11 protein-coding genes are annotated in these 16,344 nt (G+C 74.6%); 2 read left to right on the top strand and 9 right to left on the bottom strand.

What is annotated here, in order from left to right:
- Positions 1–65 precede the first annotated feature (65 nt).
- On the bottom strand, positions 66–2,258 hold the full coding sequence (locus ACERUN_RS16855) for an MMPL family transporter (protein ID WP_370291198.1): 2,193 nt from the start codon (positions 2,256–2,258) through the stop codon (positions 66–68).
- 126 nt (positions 2,259–2,384) lie between these two features.
- Here ACERUN_RS16855 and ACERUN_RS16850 point away from each other — a divergent pair, with 126 nt between their 5' ends.
- Positions 2,385–3,161 carry a TetR/AcrR family transcriptional regulator gene (locus ACERUN_RS16850; RefSeq protein WP_370291197.1) on the top strand — a complete coding sequence of 259 codons (777 nt, stop codon included), beginning with the start codon at positions 2,385–2,387 and terminating at the stop codon, positions 3,159–3,161.
- Between the two features lie 4 nt (positions 3,162–3,165).
- Here ACERUN_RS16850 and cobB read toward each other — a convergent pair whose 3' ends face one another.
- The 4 genes from cobB to ACERUN_RS16830 form a co-directional block, all read right to left on the bottom strand.
- The gene (gene cobB / locus ACERUN_RS16845; protein ID WP_370291196.1) at positions 3,166–3,858 is read right to left on the bottom strand and encodes a Sir2 family NAD+-dependent deacetylase; all 693 of its coding nucleotides are present in this window, start codon (positions 3,856–3,858) and stop codon (positions 3,166–3,168) included.
- A 127-nt stretch (positions 3,859–3,985) separates the two neighbouring features.
- Positions 3,986–4,735 carry a ZIP family metal transporter gene (locus tag ACERUN_RS16840; protein ID WP_370291195.1) on the bottom strand — a complete coding sequence of 250 codons (750 nt, stop codon included), beginning with the start codon at positions 4,733–4,735 and terminating at the stop codon, positions 3,986–3,988.
- Between the two features lie 136 nt (positions 4,736–4,871).
- Entirely contained in the window at positions 4,872–5,228 is a 357-nt protein-coding gene (locus ACERUN_RS16835; protein WP_370291194.1) for a hypothetical protein, read from the bottom strand.
- Positions 5,229–5,314: 86 nt separating this feature from the next.
- A complete protein-coding gene (locus tag ACERUN_RS16830; RefSeq protein WP_370291193.1) occupies positions 5,315–6,259 on the bottom strand; it encodes a 1,4-dihydroxy-2-naphthoyl-CoA synthase in 945 nt (314 codons plus the stop codon).
- 62 nt (positions 6,260–6,321) lie between these two features.
- On the opposite strand from ACERUN_RS16830, the gene ACERUN_RS16825 reads away from it, so the two are divergent.
- Positions 6,322–6,768 (top strand): nitroreductase family deazaflavin-dependent oxidoreductase, encoded by a 447-nt coding sequence (locus ACERUN_RS16825; RefSeq protein WP_370291192.1) that lies wholly within the window; start codon positions 6,322–6,324, stop codon positions 6,766–6,768.
- 85 nt (positions 6,769–6,853) lie between these two features.
- Here ACERUN_RS16825 and ACERUN_RS16820 read toward each other — a convergent pair whose 3' ends face one another.
- The 4 genes from ACERUN_RS16820 to recC are packed head-to-tail and all read right to left on the bottom strand — an operon-like array spanning position 6,854 to position 16,327.
- Positions 6,854–7,462 (bottom strand): ACT domain-containing protein, encoded by a 609-nt coding sequence (locus ACERUN_RS16820; RefSeq protein WP_370291191.1) that lies wholly within the window; start codon positions 7,460–7,462, stop codon positions 6,854–6,856.
- 53 nt (positions 7,463–7,515) lie between these two features.
- Positions 7,516–9,444, bottom strand: a complete 1,929-nt coding sequence (gene recD, locus ACERUN_RS16815) for an exodeoxyribonuclease V subunit alpha (RefSeq protein WP_370291190.1) — start codon at positions 9,442–9,444, stop codon at positions 7,516–7,518.
- On the bottom strand, positions 9,441–12,872 hold the full coding sequence (locus ACERUN_RS16810) for a UvrD-helicase domain-containing protein (RefSeq protein WP_370291189.1): 3,432 nt from the start codon (positions 12,870–12,872) through the stop codon (positions 9,441–9,443). Before ACERUN_RS16810 ends, recD begins: the two co-directional genes overlap by 4 nt.
- On the bottom strand, positions 12,869–16,327 hold the full coding sequence (gene recC / locus ACERUN_RS16805) for an exodeoxyribonuclease V subunit gamma (protein WP_370291188.1): 3,459 nt from the start codon (positions 16,325–16,327) through the stop codon (positions 12,869–12,871). Before recC ends, ACERUN_RS16810 begins: the two co-directional genes overlap by 4 nt.
- Positions 16,328–16,344: the final 17 nt, after the last annotated feature.

The raw sequence follows: 16,344 nt of genomic DNA, 5'->3' as shown, positions 1-16,344 counted from the left end.
GACAAGGGGACTGTTCAGATCACCTCGCCAACCCCGCCACCCCTGCCCAGCGCGGGCCGGACCGGTCAGTGCCCGGCGGCGACCGGCTCCGCCGAGTCGGCGTCCTCGCCGGAGCCGCGCGGGCGCGCGTCGTCCTCGGACCGCCCCTCCTCGCGCAGGCCGTAGCGGCTCCACCACCGCGCCATCGGGGCGGGCGCCCACCAGTTCCAGCGGCCGAGCAGCTTCATCGTGGCCGGCACCAGCAGCGCACGGACCACCGTGGCATCGATGAGGATCGCCACGAGCATCCCGATGCCCATCATCTTCATGAACACGACCCCGCTGGTGGCGAAGGCGCCGATGACGACCGCGAGCAGCAGGGCGGCGCTGGTGATGATGCGCCCGGTCTTCTGCACCCCGGTCTCGACGGCGCGCTCGTTGTCGCCGGTGGCGTCCCACTGCTCGCGCACCCGCGACAGCAGGAAGACCTCGTAGTCCATCGAGAGGCCGAAGAGCACGGCCAGCATGACGATCGGATTGGTGAGGTCGAGGAAGCCCTGGGGGGTGAAGCCGAGCAGCCCGGCGAGATGGCCGTCGCTGAAGATCCAGGTGACCACCCCGAACGAGGCGGTGATCGACAGGGCGTTCATCGCGATCGCCTTGAGGGGCAGCACCACCGAGCCGAAGGCCCAGAAGAGCAGCACGAGCATCACGCCGACCACGATGAGCGCCATCGCGGGCAGGTGGCTGCGGATCGAGGAGGCCAGGTCGAGGGTGTCGGCGCTCAGCCCGCCCACGAGCGCCTGCGAGCCCGCAGGAGCATCGACCGCGCGCAGCGCACGGACGACGTCCTGGGAGGCGTCGGTCTGGCTGTTGCCCTCCCACGCCACGCGCAGCAGCGTCGTGCGCCCCTCGGCGGCCACGGGGCGCACGTCCAGCACGCGCGGCACCTCGCCGAGCGCCGCCGCGTAGTCCTGCACGGCCGCCGGCCCGGCGTCGCGCACCAGGACGTTGGCGATGGAGCGCTCGGGGCCGAACTCGTCGTTCAGCAGCTCGGAGGCGCGGTGGGCGTCGGTGTCGGCGGGCAGGACGCGGTAGTCCACGCTGCCCCAGCGCACGCCGAGCAGGGGCGAGGCGAGCGCGAGCAGGACGACGACCACCACCGCCGCGACCGCGACCGGGCGGCGCATCACCGCGCGCGCCAGGGCGGCCCAGCGACCGTCGCCCTCGCCCGGGGCCTCCGAGGCGCGCAGGAAGGGCAGGCGGCCGGCGTCCACGCGGGTGCCCAGGAGCGCGAGCGCGGCGGGGAGCACGGTGAGGGCGGCCACCATCGCGATGAGGACGGCGGCGATGCCGCCGTAGCCGATCGACTTGAGGAAGGTCTGGGGGAAGACCAGCAGCGAGCTCATCGCCGCGGCGACGGTGAGGCCCGAGAAGGCGACCGTGCGGCCGGCCGTGTCGAGGGTGCGGCGTAGGGCGTGGGCGGTGTCGCCCGGACGCAGCGCGAGCTCCTCGCGGTAGCGCGAGACGACGAAGAGCGCGTAGTCGACGGCGAGGCCGAGCCCGAGCAGCGTGATGATGTTGGGCGCGAAGATCGACACGTCGACGACCTGGTTGAGGCCCGACACCACCGCGCGGGCCCCGAGCACGGCGATCACGCCCACCAGCACCGGCAGCAGGGCCGCGACGACGCTGCGGAAGATGAGCAGCGAGAGGAGGAGCACGATCGGCGCCGAGAGGAGCTCGGCCCGCAGGAGGTCGGCCTTGGTCTGCTCGTTGACGTCGCTGTAGACGGCGTAGGGGCCGGCCAGCGCGACGTCCAGCGTGCTCTGCTCGACCGCGGGTCGCAGGCGCCGGAACGCCTCGACGTAGTCGTTCTGCGTGCTGCCCTCGAAGGAGACGTAGACGGCGGTGGAGCGGCGGTCCGTGCTGAGCTGGCCGGGGTCGCCGGTGTCGGCGTAGGTCGCGGCGGAGGCGATGGTGCCGGCCGGCACGTCGGCGAGGGTCTCGCTGATCTCGGCGGCGACCGCGGGCGAGGTGGCGCTCTCCCCCGCTGGCGCGGTGAAGATGACGACCGCGTCGACCGAACGGTTGCCGAAGGTGGCACGCTCGAGGTCGAGCTCGCGTGCCGACTCCGAGCTCGGGTCGTCGAACCCGCCCGCGCTCAGCCTGTCCTCCACACCGGCGCCGACGACACCGGCCAGCGCGGTGAGCGCAAGGCCCACCAGCAGCACCACCACGGCTTGGCGCACCACCAGCGCACCCCATCGCTGCATCATCGCGGACACCTTTCGTGAATGGTCGTCCCGAGAGTGAACGGCGTTAACGGTAAACGGTGTAAACTCATCGCGTCAAGGGACGTCACCACCCCGCCGCCCACCGCCCCAGGAGTGCCGTTGCGCCAGATGCGCGCACCTGTCAGCCGACGCGAACGCCAGCGCGAGGCCACCTACGACGAGATCGTCGCGGCCTCGGCCGCGCTCCTCGACGAGGGCGAGGACCTCTCGCTGCGCGCGGTCGCCGCACGCATGGGCATGACGGCACCGGCGCTCTACCGCTACGTCGCCAACTACCAGCAGCTCGTCGACCTCGTGGCCTTCGAGCTCGACCGCGCCGCCACGGCCCGCTGGGCGGAGGCGGCCGAGCGCTTCGACGAGTCCGACCCGGCCGCGCGCCTGGTCGTGGCCTGCACGCGCTTTCGCCAGTGGGCCCTCGAACGGCCCCGCGAGTTCCAGCTGGTGTTCGCCAACCCGGTGGCCGAGCACGAGACCGAGCGGCGCGAGCTGCTCACCGTGTCGACGTCCGGTTGCTACTTCACCGACCTGCTCTGGGCCGTGCAGGAGCGCTATCGCTTCCCCTACCCCCGCCTCGACGACCTCGACGAGACCGTGCGCGAGGCGGTGCTGGAGCCGCTCATCCCGGCCCGCACCGAGCACATCGCCCCCGAGGAGCGCGGGATCCTGTGGATCTACATGCGTTCCTGGTCGGCGCTCTACGGCGTGGTCACGCTGGAGTCCACCGGCCACTGCGACCCGCGGGTGCTCGCCTCGGGCCAGCTGTTCCGCGCCACGATCGCCGACTGGATCGGCCCGCTCGGCCTCGAGGCCGAGCGTTCGCGCCTGCTCGCGATCGTGGACGACGAGCTGGCCGCGGCCCGCTCAGGTGCCGGCACGGCCGGCTGAGCCCTCAGCTCCAGAGGATCTCGCGGGCCCACTGCGGCACGAGCTCGCCCGCGGGCCCGAGGCGCGACTCGTGGAAGAAGTGGCTGCCCTCGCTGGGCTCGAGGTTGAGCTCGAGGGTGCGGGCGCCGTGGCGGCGGGCGTGCTGCACGAAGCCTGCGGCCGGGTAGACCGCCCCCGAGGTGCCGACCGACAGGAAGTGCGTGGCCTGCGAGAGCGCGTCCGCGATGCGCTCCATCTCGTAGGGCATCTCACCGAACCACACCACGTCGGGGCGCAGGTCGTGGGTGCCGCACAGCGGGCAGGCCGGCTCGTCGATGAGCGGACCCTGCCACGGCACCACGGCGCCGCACGCTCGGCAGCGGGCCTTGAGCAGCTCGCCGTGCATGTGGATCACGTTGCGCGAGCCCGCCCGCTCGTGCAGGTCGTCGATGTTCTGGGTGACCACCAGCAGCGCCTCACCCATGGTCTCCTCGAGCTCGGCGAGCGCTCGGTGCGCGGCGTTCGGCTCGACGCCGCTCAGCGAGGCCCGTCGCGCGTCGTAGAAGCGCTGCACCAGCGACCGGTCGCGCTCGAAACCCTCGGGGGTGGCGACGTCGTCGATGTGGTGGCCCACCCACAGGCCGTCGCTGTCGCGGAAGGTCGGCACGCCGCTCTCCGCGGAGATCCCGGCACCGGTGAGGACGACGATCTGGGGCACGTCTGGCGAGGCTACCCGTCCGGCGCCGCGGAGTCCTGGTCCGTCCGCCGGCGGTCGCGTGAGGCCCCCAGCGCATCTGTCGTGGATCGGGCCGAATCACAGCAGATCGGCTGGGGGCCTCGTCCACTCACGCGCGGCTGATCGCGAACGCGCTGATGAAGCCGACGGTGGCGATCAGGCCGGTGTAGAGCTGGGTGCGCTCGAAGGCCTCGGGGATCATCGTGTCGGCGACCATCGCGAGGATGGCTCCGGCGGCCACGGCGGTGATCGCCGCGACGAGCTCGTCGGGCGCGCCCTCCAGCAGCAGGCAGCCGAGCAGACCGGCCAGGCCCGAGGCGACCGCGATCGAGGTCCACACGCCGAAGACGTAGCGCGCGCTGCGTCCGCTCGCCTTCATGCCGGCCGCGCTCGAGAGACCCTCGGGAAGGTTCGAGATGAAGATCGCCGCCAGCACGGGCACCCCCACTCCCCCGCCGCCGAGCAGCGAGATGCCGAGCACCACCGACTCGGGCACGCCGTCGAGCAGCGCGCCGACGGCGATCGCCGTGCCACTGCCGGCCTGCTCGGCCTCGCTCGACTGCTCCTCGCCCGAGCGCTTGCGGTGCCGTGCACCCCGCCGCGCCAGCACGACGTTCGCCCCGACGTAGGCGATCGCGCCGCCGAGGAAGCCGACGGTGGTGGCGAGCAGACCGCCGCCCCTCTCCGCGTCGTCCACGAGGTCGAAGCTGAGCGCCGAGATGAGGACGCCGGCACCGAACGCCATGACGGCCGAGACCAACGGCCGCGGCACGGGCACGAACCAGGCGATCAGCGCGCCGATCACCAGCGCCCCGCCCGCCAGCAGGCCCCACAGCCCCGCCTCGATCCACACCGGCATGCCGCCTCCTCACCTCGACGCGTCCGCCACCCGATACCCGGGGGCTGGCGTGGTCTGCGGTTCACCAACGAATTTCGTCGCGATTCTCGCGAAAGAGGACGAAATCCGTTGGTGCGTGGACGACGGGGCGCCGCGGCTACTGGCCGTAGGAGTGCCGCAGGTCGCGCCAGAGCAGCTCGCTCAGCCGGTGGCGGAGGTGGCGGAGCGTCTCGTCGTCCGGCGGGTCGCCGGCTGCGAGGAGCGTGATCGCGACCCGAGTGTCGCGCCCGTCGGCGGTGAGCTCGAAGTCGATCCGATCCTTCGGTCGACTCGGCCACAGCGACGACCAGACGAGCCGGTGCGGACGCTCGCCCCCGAGCACTCGCGGCGGCACCTCGTCGTCCACGAGGTCGAGCCACACGCGCGGGCCGGTGGTCGCGGGGCGGGCGAGGTCGTCCCACACGATGTGGGCCGGCGGAGGCAGGCGGCGGGTTCGCAGCGGCAGAGGCGTCACGCCCGTCAGTGTGGACGGCGCGGCCCGGCGCCAGCGATCGGATTCCGCGCGGCTCGGGCGGACCGGCTCCGCCGGCGGTCGGCGGCTCAGTAGTACCAGGGGTACGGCGACCAGTCCGGCTCGCGCTTCTCGAGGAACTGATCGCGGCCCTCCTGCGCCTCGTCGGTCATGTACGCCAGCCGCGTGGTCTCACCGGCGAAGAGCTGCTGGCCGACCAGGCCGTCGTCCAGGAGGTTGAAGGAGTACTTGAGCATGCGCTGGGCGGTGGGCGACTTGCCGTTGATGAGGCGGCCCCACTCGAGCGCGGTGTCCTCGAGCTCGGCGTGGGGCACGGCACGGTTGGCGGCGCCCATGCGCACGGCGTCGTCGGCGGAGTACTCCTGGCCGAGGAAGAAGATCTCGCGAGCGAACTTCTGGCCCACCTGACGGGCGAGGTAGGCCGAGCCGTAGCCGCCGTCGAAAGAGCCGACGTCGGCGTCGGTCTGCTTGAAGCGGGCGTGCTCGGCCGAAGCGAGCGCGAGATCGCAGGTGACGAAGAGCGAGTGGCCGCCACCGGCCGCCCACCCCGGGACGACGGCGATGACGACCTTCGGCATGAAGCGGATGAGTCGCTGGCACTCGAGGATGTGCAGGCGCGCGAGCTTGGCCTTGTCGATCGGGCTCGGCTCCTCGGCGCCGGTGTCACCGGCGCCGGCCGCGACGTCCTCGTACTGGTAGCCGGCGCGACCGCGGATGCGCTGGTCGCCGCCGGTGCAGAAGGAGCGCTTGCCGTTCTTCGGGCTCGGGCCGTTGCCGGTGAGCAGCACGCAGCCGACGTCGCCGGAGGTGCGGGCGTGCTCGAGGGTGCGCAGCAGCTCGTCGACGGTGTGCGGGCGGAAGGCGTTGAGCACGTCGGGGCGGTCGAAGGCGATGCGCACCGTGCCGTGCTCCTTGGCGCGGTGGTAGGTCAGGTCGGTCAGGTCCTCGAACCCGGGGACGACGTCCCACCGGCTCGCGTCGAACGTCTCGCTCACGCCCTCGATCGCACTCATGCAGCGAACCGTAGTCGGCACGGGTCTGGAACAAGTCGGGCGTCTCGTGCTCTTGTGGAGGTATGACCCTCACCGGCGAGTACGTTCCGAGCCCGAGCGCCTGGGTGCGCGATCAGGTGGCCACCTACGAGGCCACCGGCGGCCGCGAGGCCAACACCCTGCCCGGCACCGACGACCCGATCATCGTCATCACCTCGGTGGGGGCGAAGTCGGGCAAGCTGCGCAAGAACCCCGTCATGCGCGTGGAGAAGGACGGCGTCTACGTGGCCATCGCCTCCAAGGGCGGGGCGCCCGAGAACCCCAGCTGGTACGCCAACTTCGTGGCGCACCCGCTGGTCGACGTCCAGGACGGCCCGGAGCCGAAGCCCTACCGCGCTCGCCTCGTCGAGGGAGAGGAGCGCCGGCAGTGGTGGGAGCTCGCCGTGGCCACCTGGTCGACGTACGCGGAGTACCAGACCAAGACCGACCGGGAGATCCCCGTGTTCGTGCTGGAGCCGGTCGAGGGCTGAGCCGGCCGGCCGAGACCCCCAGCCGGATCGTCGTCGATCCGCCGGATCACGACGATGTGGCTGGGGGTGCGGTGAGCGCGGGAGATCAGGCGGTGGTGATCGTGACCGCGAGGCCGCAGAGGTGGCCGAGGCGGGCGATCTCGGAGTCGGCGAACTCCGGGCCGCCCTGGCGGCCCATCACCACGACCTCGTTGCCGTCGAGGCGGGCCGCGGCGTAGAGGGTGACGTCGTCGTCGGGCACCTCGAGACGCACGGGCGACTCGATCTCGACAAACTCGAGGTCGTCGGGCGCCGCGCTGGTGGCGTGGACGACGCCCCGCGCGCGGTGCAGCCGCACGGCCCAGTCGACGCGGAACGTGGCGGGGAGCAGGTCGACGAGCTTGTCGTAGGCCTCGGCGGGTGAGGAGGTGAGCGCCTCGACCGCCTCGAGGTCCATCACCAGGCTGCCGCCGGCCGGGTAGCGGCTGATCCACAGCACCTCGACGCCGTCGATGCCGCTGCAGGCCGAGACCACCGAGTCAGGCATCGTGCCCTCGGCGACCTCGAGCAGCACGTCGTCGACGACCGTGCCGTCGTCGCGCTTCTCGACGATCTCGATCGCTTCGATGTCGCCGCCCGCCATACCGATGGCCGTCGCGACGCGGCCGAGCGAACCCGGGACGTCGGGCAGCAGCACACGCAGCAGGAACGGCATGGGCCGAGGTTAGTCGGCGGCGATTTCGTGCGGGTTGCCGACTCGCCCACCGATCACGGGTGCGCGGCCAGCCGCTGGCGCAGGCCGGTGGCCCGGCGGGCGGTCGTGGTGACGGCGGCGCGCACCGAGGCCTCCGACCCGACCACCACGACGCGCTCCTGCGCACGGGTGAGCGCCGTGTAGAACAGCTCGCGCGTGAGCACCCGTGAACCCGCCTCCGGCAGCAGGACGACGACCGTGCCGGCCTGGCTGCCCTGCGACTTGTGGATGGTCATGGCGTGCATGGTCTCGACGCCATCGAGGCGGGCGGGCGCGAAGGCCCGAGGCTCCCCGGCGCCGGCGATCCAGGCGCGCGGTCGGCCCCGCTCGTCGGGGACCACGACGCCGGTCTCGCCGTTGTAGACGTCGAGCGTGTAGTCGTTGCTGGTGACCAGCAGGGGGCGCCCGGCGTACCAGGGCGTGCCGAAGGGGCCGAGCGGTCCGCCGAGCTCGGCGGCCAGCCACTCCTCCGTCTGCCGGTTCCACGCGCGCACACCACGCGGGCCCTCGCGGTGGGCGCAGAGCAGGCGGAAGGACTCCAGCGCCGTGAGCGCGGCGGCCGGCCCCTCCTCCAGCGCCGCGCGCCGCACCCGCAGTGCCGCCTGCGTGCACAGCTCGCGGAGCGCCTCGACGGGGTCGTCGGTCTCGAGGTAGGTGACCTCGCCGGTGCCGGCGCGCAGGGCGGCGAGCACGGCGTCAGCCGCCTCCTCAGCATCCGGCTCGGCCCCGGCGGCCGCAGCGGCGCCGTCGCCGCCCGCGCCACCGTCGGCACCGCGCAGCGCTGCCGCGACATCCTTGATCTGCTCGGTGGAGCGGTGGTTCTCGACCAGTGAGGCGACGGGCGGATCGGTGCGCGCCCCGAGCCCGACCACGAGGTCGGACAGCACGGCGCCCGCCCCCACCGAGGTGAGCTGACGAGGGTCGCCCACGAGCACGAGCCGCGCCTCCGGGCGCACCGCCTCGAGCAGCCGCGCGATCATCGTGAGGTCGACCATCGAGGCCTCATCGACCACCACGAGGTCGTACTTGAGCCGGTTGGAGCGGTCGTGCACGAAGCGGGTGGTGCTGTCGGGCCGCCACCCGAGCAGCCGGTGCAGGGTGAGCGCCTCGGGTGCGGCGAGCCCCGGAGACCCGTCGGCGGCGAGCACGCCCAGACCCTCGGGCCCCAGCTCAGCGCGCACCGCCTCATGCAGGCGCGTGGCCGCCTTGCCGGTGGGCGCGGCGAGCGCCACCGCCATCGGCCGCTCGTGCGCGGCCCCGAACTGGTCGGCCAGCGCCACCAGGATGCGCGCGACCGTGGTGGTCTTGCCCGTGCCGGGCCCGCCGGTGAGCACGCTGGTGCGGTGCCGCACTGCGTGCTCCACCGCGGCCCGCTGTTCGCCGCTGAGGTGGCGGCCGCTGACCCGCTCGAGCGTCGCGGCGAGCTCGGCGTCGTCCACCGGGGGTGGGCCGAGCGCCTCGCGCGCGGCGAGATCGTCGGCGACCTGGCACTCGAGGCGGTGGTAGCGGTCGAGGTAGACCAGCCCCCACTCCACGTGGACGACGCCCTCGGCGGCCAGTCGCGACCCCGCCATGAGGACGCGCCACTCGTCGGTGGGCGGCAGGGCCGCTCGGAGCGCGGCGAGGGCCTCTGTGGCGGGCGACGCCGGCCCGTCGACCGGCGTCTCGAAGGGCCCGTCGACCGACTCCTGCGGCGCGGCGAGGAGCGCTGGCAGCGTGGTGAGGTCGAGGCCCACCGATCCGGCCCGCACCGAGCGAACGGCGAGCGCCACCGCCAGCTGCACCCGCTCGTCGCCCTCCCCGGCCAGCGCGGCCACCCGCTCGGCGACGTGGACGTCGGCGGACTCCACCAGCCCCGCGGCGTTGGCGATCCCGAGCAGGCCCGAGGCCGAGCGCGCCACGCGGTGGTCGTGCACGGAGGAGGGTTCGAAGAGCTCGGTCATGGGCGCGCTCCGTCGAGGAGGTCGGACAGCTGCTCCACCAGGGCCACCGGCGGGCGCCAGGAGAAGACGCCGCACGGCTCGCCGTCGACCACCGGCGTGTCGGGGCCGCACATGCCGCGCAGGTAGAGGTAGGCGACCCCGCCGAAGTGCCGCTCGGGGTCGTAGCCGGGCTGACGCCAGCGCAAGAACCGGTGGAGCACCACGGCGTAGAGCAGCGCCTGGAGCGGGTAGTCGGAGTGCCCCATCGCCTCCCGCAGCGCGGCGGGGTCGTAGGACCGCGCGGTGAGGTCGGCGTCGCGCGGGCCCAGCCAGTTGGTCTTGTAGTCGACGATCACGTAGCGAGTCGCACCGGCGGAGGACGCCAGCCGCAGCACGACGTCGACCGACCCGGTGAGGTAGCCGCGCAGCACCTGCCCGCCGAGGGCGGGGAGGTCGAGGGCATCGGCGTAGGCACGCACGGGGTCGCCCTCGGGGAGGTGGCGACGCAGCAGGGCCGCGAGGTCGCCGAGCAGCACTTCGTCGGCCCCGCCGTCGGCCACCGGCGGGGCGAGGTCGCCCCCGGCCAGCGGCAGCTCGAAGTCGAGCTCGCAGAGTCGGTCGCGCCGGCCGATGGTGCGCAGCGTGGCGTCGCCGAGCAGCGGGCCGAGCGGGGTGTCGAGCACGGCCACCAGGGCCGCGGCGAGCTCGTCGTTGTCGAGCGCGACCGGCCACCAGGTGAGCTGCTCCTCGATGTGCGCGCGCAGCTCGGCGGCCAGGTCGGGCGCTCCCGGGTCGGCGTGCTCGAGGACGGCGTGCACCAGCGACCCGAAGGTCGCCCCGACCGGCAGTGCGGCCATGGGCGAGGGCACGTCGGTGCCGTGCGGCTCGGCGGCGGTGCCGACCGCGGCCGGCACCGCCGCCACGCCCTCGGGCAGGCGCTCGTCGTCCTTGGGCTCGACCTCGGGCTCGCTCGCGACCCCCGGACCGGCGCCGACGACGGCGGCCTCGGCGGCAGCGCTGAGCGCGGAGTAGGAGGTGCGGCGCCACTGGGTGTCGACGGTGCGCGCGAACACGCGGGCGTCGAGCTCGGGAGCGGGCGGGGCTTCGACGGGCGGCGAGCCGACCGCGATCTCGGCGACCTCCGGCACCGGGCCGCCGCGATCACGCCAGTGGGCGAAGAGGGCGGCGACGCCGTCCTCGTCAGGAACGGGCGGCGCCGGGGGCACGGCGGACGACAGGGCGCCACCGGGGTCGACGCGGCGCATCAGCATGCGGTGCAGCGGCGAGGCCTCGGCGTTGCGCGTGGGCGCCCACCAGAGCACGACCTGGCTCTGCGCGCGGGTGAGCGCGACGTAGAGCAGGCGCAGCCACTCGCCGGCCTCCTCCTCCGCCGAGCGACGGCAGTGCTCGCCCCACGACGGTCCGGACCCGCCGACGTCGAGGCAGCGGCGACCCTCAGCGTCGTGGAAGAGCGGGCGGGTGGGCTTGGGCACGAACCGATCGGCCAGCGAGGGCAGGTAGACCACGGGGTACTGCAGGCCCTTGCTGGCGTGGATGGTGACCAGCTGCACGGCCGCGGCGTCGGAGTCGAGCCGACGGGTGCGCTCGGCACCGCGACCGTCGCGCGCCTCGAGCACCTGGCGGCGCAGCCAGGCGAGGAGTGCGGTGGCGCCGAGACGTTCGGTCTGCGCCACCTCGTGCAGCACCTCGCCGATGTGGCGCACGTCGGTGAGCAGGCGCTCGCCGCCGACGCGGGCGAGCAGTCGGGCCGGCAGGCCGCCGGCCACCGCCGCCTCCACCACCGCAGCCACACCGCGGCGGGTGAGGGCCTCGGCCCACGAGCGGAGCCGGTCGCCGAGGTCGTCGGTGAGGTCGTCGCCGCCGGCGTCGAGCTCGGCGGGGTCGAGTCCGACGAAGCAACCGATGCCGGCCGCCCGCACCCGCGCCGTGCGGTGGGGCTGCTCCAGCGCCTCGAGCAGCACCATCCACTCGGCGGCCGCGGGGGTGGCGAAGACGCTGCCGCCGCCGGCGATCACCGCCGGCACGCCGACCCGCTCCAGCGCGGAACGCGCGGCGGCGAGGTCGGCGTGGCGGTAGCAGATCACCGCGACGTCGCTGGGCCGGAGCGCACGACCCTCGAAGGTGGCCCCCGAGGTGACGAGCGCGCGGATGTCGTGCGCGAGGTCGTCGGCGATGTGGGGCCGCACCTTCGGCACCGCGAGCGGCTTGCTGCGCCCGCCGCCGAGGCTCGCGCGCCGCACGACCCGCACCCGCAGGGGCGCCGGGCGCGGCACGCCCGCCAGCCGCGGCTCGCGATGGTGCGCCGTCACGTCGTGGACGACGATCCGCTCGTCGCCCAGCGCGGCGCCGCCGAGCAGCTGCTGCACGGCGTCGAGCAGGCCGGCGTCGCTGCGCCGGTTGACGCCGAGGGTCTGGCGTCGCGTGGCCGTGGCCGCCGCGGTGAGGTAGGTGGTGACGTCGCCGCCGCGGAAGGCGTAGATGGCCTGCTTGGGGTCGCCGATCAGCACCATGTCGCTGTGGCCGCTGAAGGCGCGGTCGAAGACCTGCCACTGCACCGGGTCGGTGTCCTGGAACTCGTCGACCAGCACGATGCGCCACCGCTCGCGCATCCGCACGCGGGCCGGGGAGTCGGCGGGCTCGAGCGCGTGGGCGAGCTGGGCGAGGAGGTCGTCGTAGGAGAGGACGCCGAGAGCGCGCTTGCGGCGGTCGACCTCCTCGCGCACGGCGCGGGCGAAGGCAACGCGGCGTCCGGCCGGCTCGGTGCGGGGCACGTCGGCGGGCTCGAGGCGGGCCTGCGGATCGCCCACTGCGGAGCGGGCGATGGCCAGTGCCTCGGCGTGGGTGAAGGTCGGCCCGGCATCGGCGGTGTCGCGCGCGAAGGCGCGCACGTAGAGGTCGTCGACCACCTGGGCGACGAGGTCGTCGAGGTTCTCGACCAGGCGGGCGCGGGCGTCGGTGTCGCCGGCCACCCCGAGGGAGTCGAGCACCATCGAGCAGAACTGGTGGATGGTGGCGATGGTGGCGGCATCGAAGTCGGCCAGCGCACGGACGACGCGCCGGTGCCGCAGCGCGCGTTCGGCGTCGTCGACGGCGCACAGGTGCTCGAGCAGCGGCGAGGGCTCCCCCGCGCCGTCGGCCTCCCCCGCCCCGTCGGCCGGGTCGAGGGGGTCGACCGCCAGGGCACGCTCGGCCTCCACCAGCTGACGGCGCACCTGCTCGCGCAACTCCTGGCTGGCCGCGCGTCCGAAGGTGACGACCAGCATCTGCTCGAGCGGCACCCCCTGCTCGGCCACGTAGCGGGTGACGAGCGCACCGATCGTCCACGTCTTGCCCGTGCCGGCACTGGCCTCGAGCAGGGTGGTGCCGCGCGGGAGCTCGGCGCAGACGTCGAAGGGGGTCTCGGCGAGAGCGGGCGTCGGCGCGTTCACAGCGCACCCACCCGCTCGGCGCCGGTGAGCAGCGGCTCCCACACGCGCAGGGCGAGCTCGCCCATGCCCGCGGCGAGGAGCACCTCGACGGGCGCGCCGGGGCCGAAGACGCGGCGGTGCACGGGGTCGTCGTCCTCGCCGACGATGCCGTGGGGGTGGAAGGGATCGGTGGTCCACTCCGAGGCGGCGACGGCGGCGGGTTCGACGTCCATGCCGCGCTGCACCTTGAGGTGGGCGTCGGCCCAGGCGAGGGCGGTCTTGACCGGCAGGGGCAGCGGGCGCCGCATGCCCTCGTCGTGGAGGGCGACGAGGTCGGCGAGCCAGCCGTGGGCGCGGTGGTCGAGCGGGCCGACGAGCGCGCGCTGCGGGCCGGCCTTGGCCTTGGCGACCGCATGGCCCGTCCAGTTGCGATCGGGGTCGGTGGCGGTGAGGGCGAGGACGTCGACCCAGGAGTCGAGTCGCTGCTTGGCGCCGAGCCGGGAGTACGACAGCGACACCACCTGCGTGCCGTGCACCCGGGGCACGGTGCCGGTGAGGCGGCGACCACCGCCGAGGTCGACGTCGACGTCGATGCTGCGCGCCGGCGCCGCGCGCAGCTCGGCGCTGCGGGCGAAGAGGGCCGAGCACTCCTGGACGACGCCGGTGAGCGCGCGGCGTCCGAGCTCGAAGGGCGGCAGCGAGCCGCGCAGCTGCTCGGCGAGCATCACCGCCGGTGCGGCGGTGTCGGGGTCGTCGGCGGCCAGCACCTCGCGGAGCAGGCGGTCGCCGATCTGCCAGCGCTGGAGGGCATCGAGCTCGACGGGCAGCGCGTCGTCGATCTCGTCGGGCTCGAAGGGGGTGGCGACCTCGAGTCGGCCGCGCAGGAACGCCCGCACCGGGTGGCGCAGGAAGCGGCGGAGCTCGTCGAGGGTGAGGTCGGCGGGCGGTGCGGCGGGGAGCGGATCGGCGAGGAACGGGGGCACCGGGCTGCGCTCGGAGACGGCCGCGCGCGCGCCGGCCAGGGTGGCCCGGTCGAAGCTGAACGGCCCGGGCACCCCGAGCGCTCCGGGCTCGTGGTTGCGGGGGTCGTGCGGCTGCAGCGGGTGGCGCACGAGCACCTGCGAGCGCACCGGCGCGGCGGTGGTGCGGTCGAGCGCGTCGAGCAGCTCGCCGAGCGGCACCGCCGGCGGACGCGGCGCGCCGGTGCTCTCGGCCGCGCCGGTGTAGGTGAGGACGACGTGCTCGCCCGCCGCGAGCAGGGCGTCGAGCAGGAGCTGGCGGTCCTCGGCCCGGCGATCGCGCTCGCCCACCACCGGACGACGCGCCAGGACGTCGTCGCCATCGATGCTCTGCACGCGCGGGAAGACGCCGTCGTCGAGACCCACCAGGCACACGACCCGGTGCGGCACCGAGCGCATCGGCACCATGGTGCAGACGGTGAGGGTGCCGGTGCGGAAGTTGGCGCGGGTGGGTCGCCCGGCCAGCCGGGCCTGCAGGAGGGCGCGGACGTCGGCCAGCCGCAGCGGCACCTCGCCGCCGGCGTCGTCGGCGCTGGCGCGCGCCCGGGCGAGCTCGCGCTCGAGCTGCGGCAGCTGCCACGCGTCGTCGTCGCTCACGGCACACAGGTCGCGCACGCCGTCGGCGAGGGTGTCGAACCAGTCTGCGGCAGTGCGGGCCCGGCTGAGGCGCTCGAGGCACGAGCCGAGGCGCGCCACTGCCTCGCTGAGCCGGCCCACGAGCTCGATCTCGCCGCTGCCGACGTCGTCGAGCGGGAGCCCGCGGCCGAGGTGGCGGTGGTCGTCGCCACTCATGGCCACCCCGAGCAGGAGCCGGTCGAGGCCCACGCGCCAGGTGTTGTGCTCGAAGGCGCCGAGACCGAAGGACTCGCGACCGCGGGCGTCGATGCCCCACCGCACCCCCGCCTCGGCCACCCAGCCGGAGATGCGGGCGAGGTCGTCGTCGGTGAGGTCGAAGCGCTGCCGGCACACCGGGCGCGCCAGGAGGTCGAGCACCTCGGGGGCCGTGGCCCGCCCGCCCGCGAGCTCGACGAGCGTGACCGCCACGGCCAGCAGCGGGTTGGTGCTACTGACCGCGCGGTCGGCCAGGCGCACACGCAACCGATGGGCCGGATGAAGTGCCTCGCCCGGCACGACGGCGCCCGCCGCGCGGTCGTCGATGAGCTCGCCGAGACCGAAGCCGGCCGAGATCAGCGGCGCGAAGGTCTCGATGTCGGGGCACAGGACGACGATGTCGCGCGGCTCGAGGGTGGGGTCGTCGGCCAGCAGCCCCACCAGCACCTCCCGCAGGACGTCGACCTGCCGCGCCGCGCCGTGGCAGGCGTGCACCTGCACCGACCGATCGCCGGCGGCGAGCACGCGATCGGCGCGCTCGGCGGCGGTGGGGGCGTGGTTGGCCCGCAGGTCGTGCTGCAGCCAGCTGAGGAGCGAGTCGCGCTGCGCGGCAGCGCCGTGCGCACCCTCCCGCGAACCCGCGACAGGCCCGGCGTCGACCGCCTCACCGGCGCTCACCCGGGCGCAGAGCACCGCGGCGAGCTCGCGGGAGTCGCGACCGAGCCCGGCGAGCAGCGGATGCTCGACGAGACCTGCGAGGCCGGCGTCGCCGTCGTCGTCCGCGTGGCGCTCGGGCAGCACGCCGGAGCCACCGGCTCCCGCGGCCGCCACCGCCTCCCAGAGCGCGGCCGAGGGTTGCGCCAGCCACAGGTGGACCTCGCGGTGCGCGCCGAGGGCGGCGAGGAGGTCGAGCTCGGTGGAGGGCAGGCGCGTGTGACCGAAGAGGGAGAGGCGCCCGGGCAGGTCGAGCCCCTCGACGGCCTCGCCGCCGGCGCGCAGGGCGGCGCAGGCGCGCTCGTGGCGCAGGTCGGGCGGCTCGGCGTGGCCCGCCGCAGCCTGGTGGGACAGCAGCCGACGCCACAGCTCGGCCTGCCAGGCGAGATCGGCGGCGAGCGGCTCCCCGCGTCCGTCGGTGTCGCGGCCCTCCCGCCAGTCGGTGAGCACCTGCGGGCGCTGCACCGCGTAGGAGGCGAAGAGCTCGGCGAGCCGGCGGGCGACGGACCAGCGCCGACTGCGCCGCAGCTCGCCCTCCTCGCCGTCGACCCCGTGGCCGAGGTGGGCGGAGAGCGCCTCGCACCAGGGCTGGCCGAGGTGGGCGTCGGTGACCGCGAGGAGCGGCCACACCAGCTGCTCGGGGTGCCACGGGTCGTCGCGCTCGCGACCGAGCAGCAGGCCGACGAGCGAGGCCGGCTGGGTGAAGCGCACGCCCGCGCAGACGCCGTCGCCACCGCGCGGGCCGGCACCGAGGCGGTGCGACAGCCGCTGCGTGAGCCAGCGCTCCACCCCGCGGGCGGGCACCACCACGACCTCCTCGGCGAACGGGTCGTCGAGCGGCGTGGCCAGCAGCTCACCGAGGCCGTCGGCGAGCTGGTCGGTGCGCGGGGCACGGTGGAGGTGGAGCGTCATGGTCCGCCCGAGACTAG

It is taken from the genome of Nocardioides sp., assembly GCF_964229035.1.
In the GTDB taxonomy this organism is placed as follows: domain Bacteria; phylum Actinomycetota; class Actinomycetes; order Propionibacteriales; family Nocardioidaceae; genus Nocardioides.
This window is presented reverse-complemented; position numbering and strand designations above follow the sequence as displayed.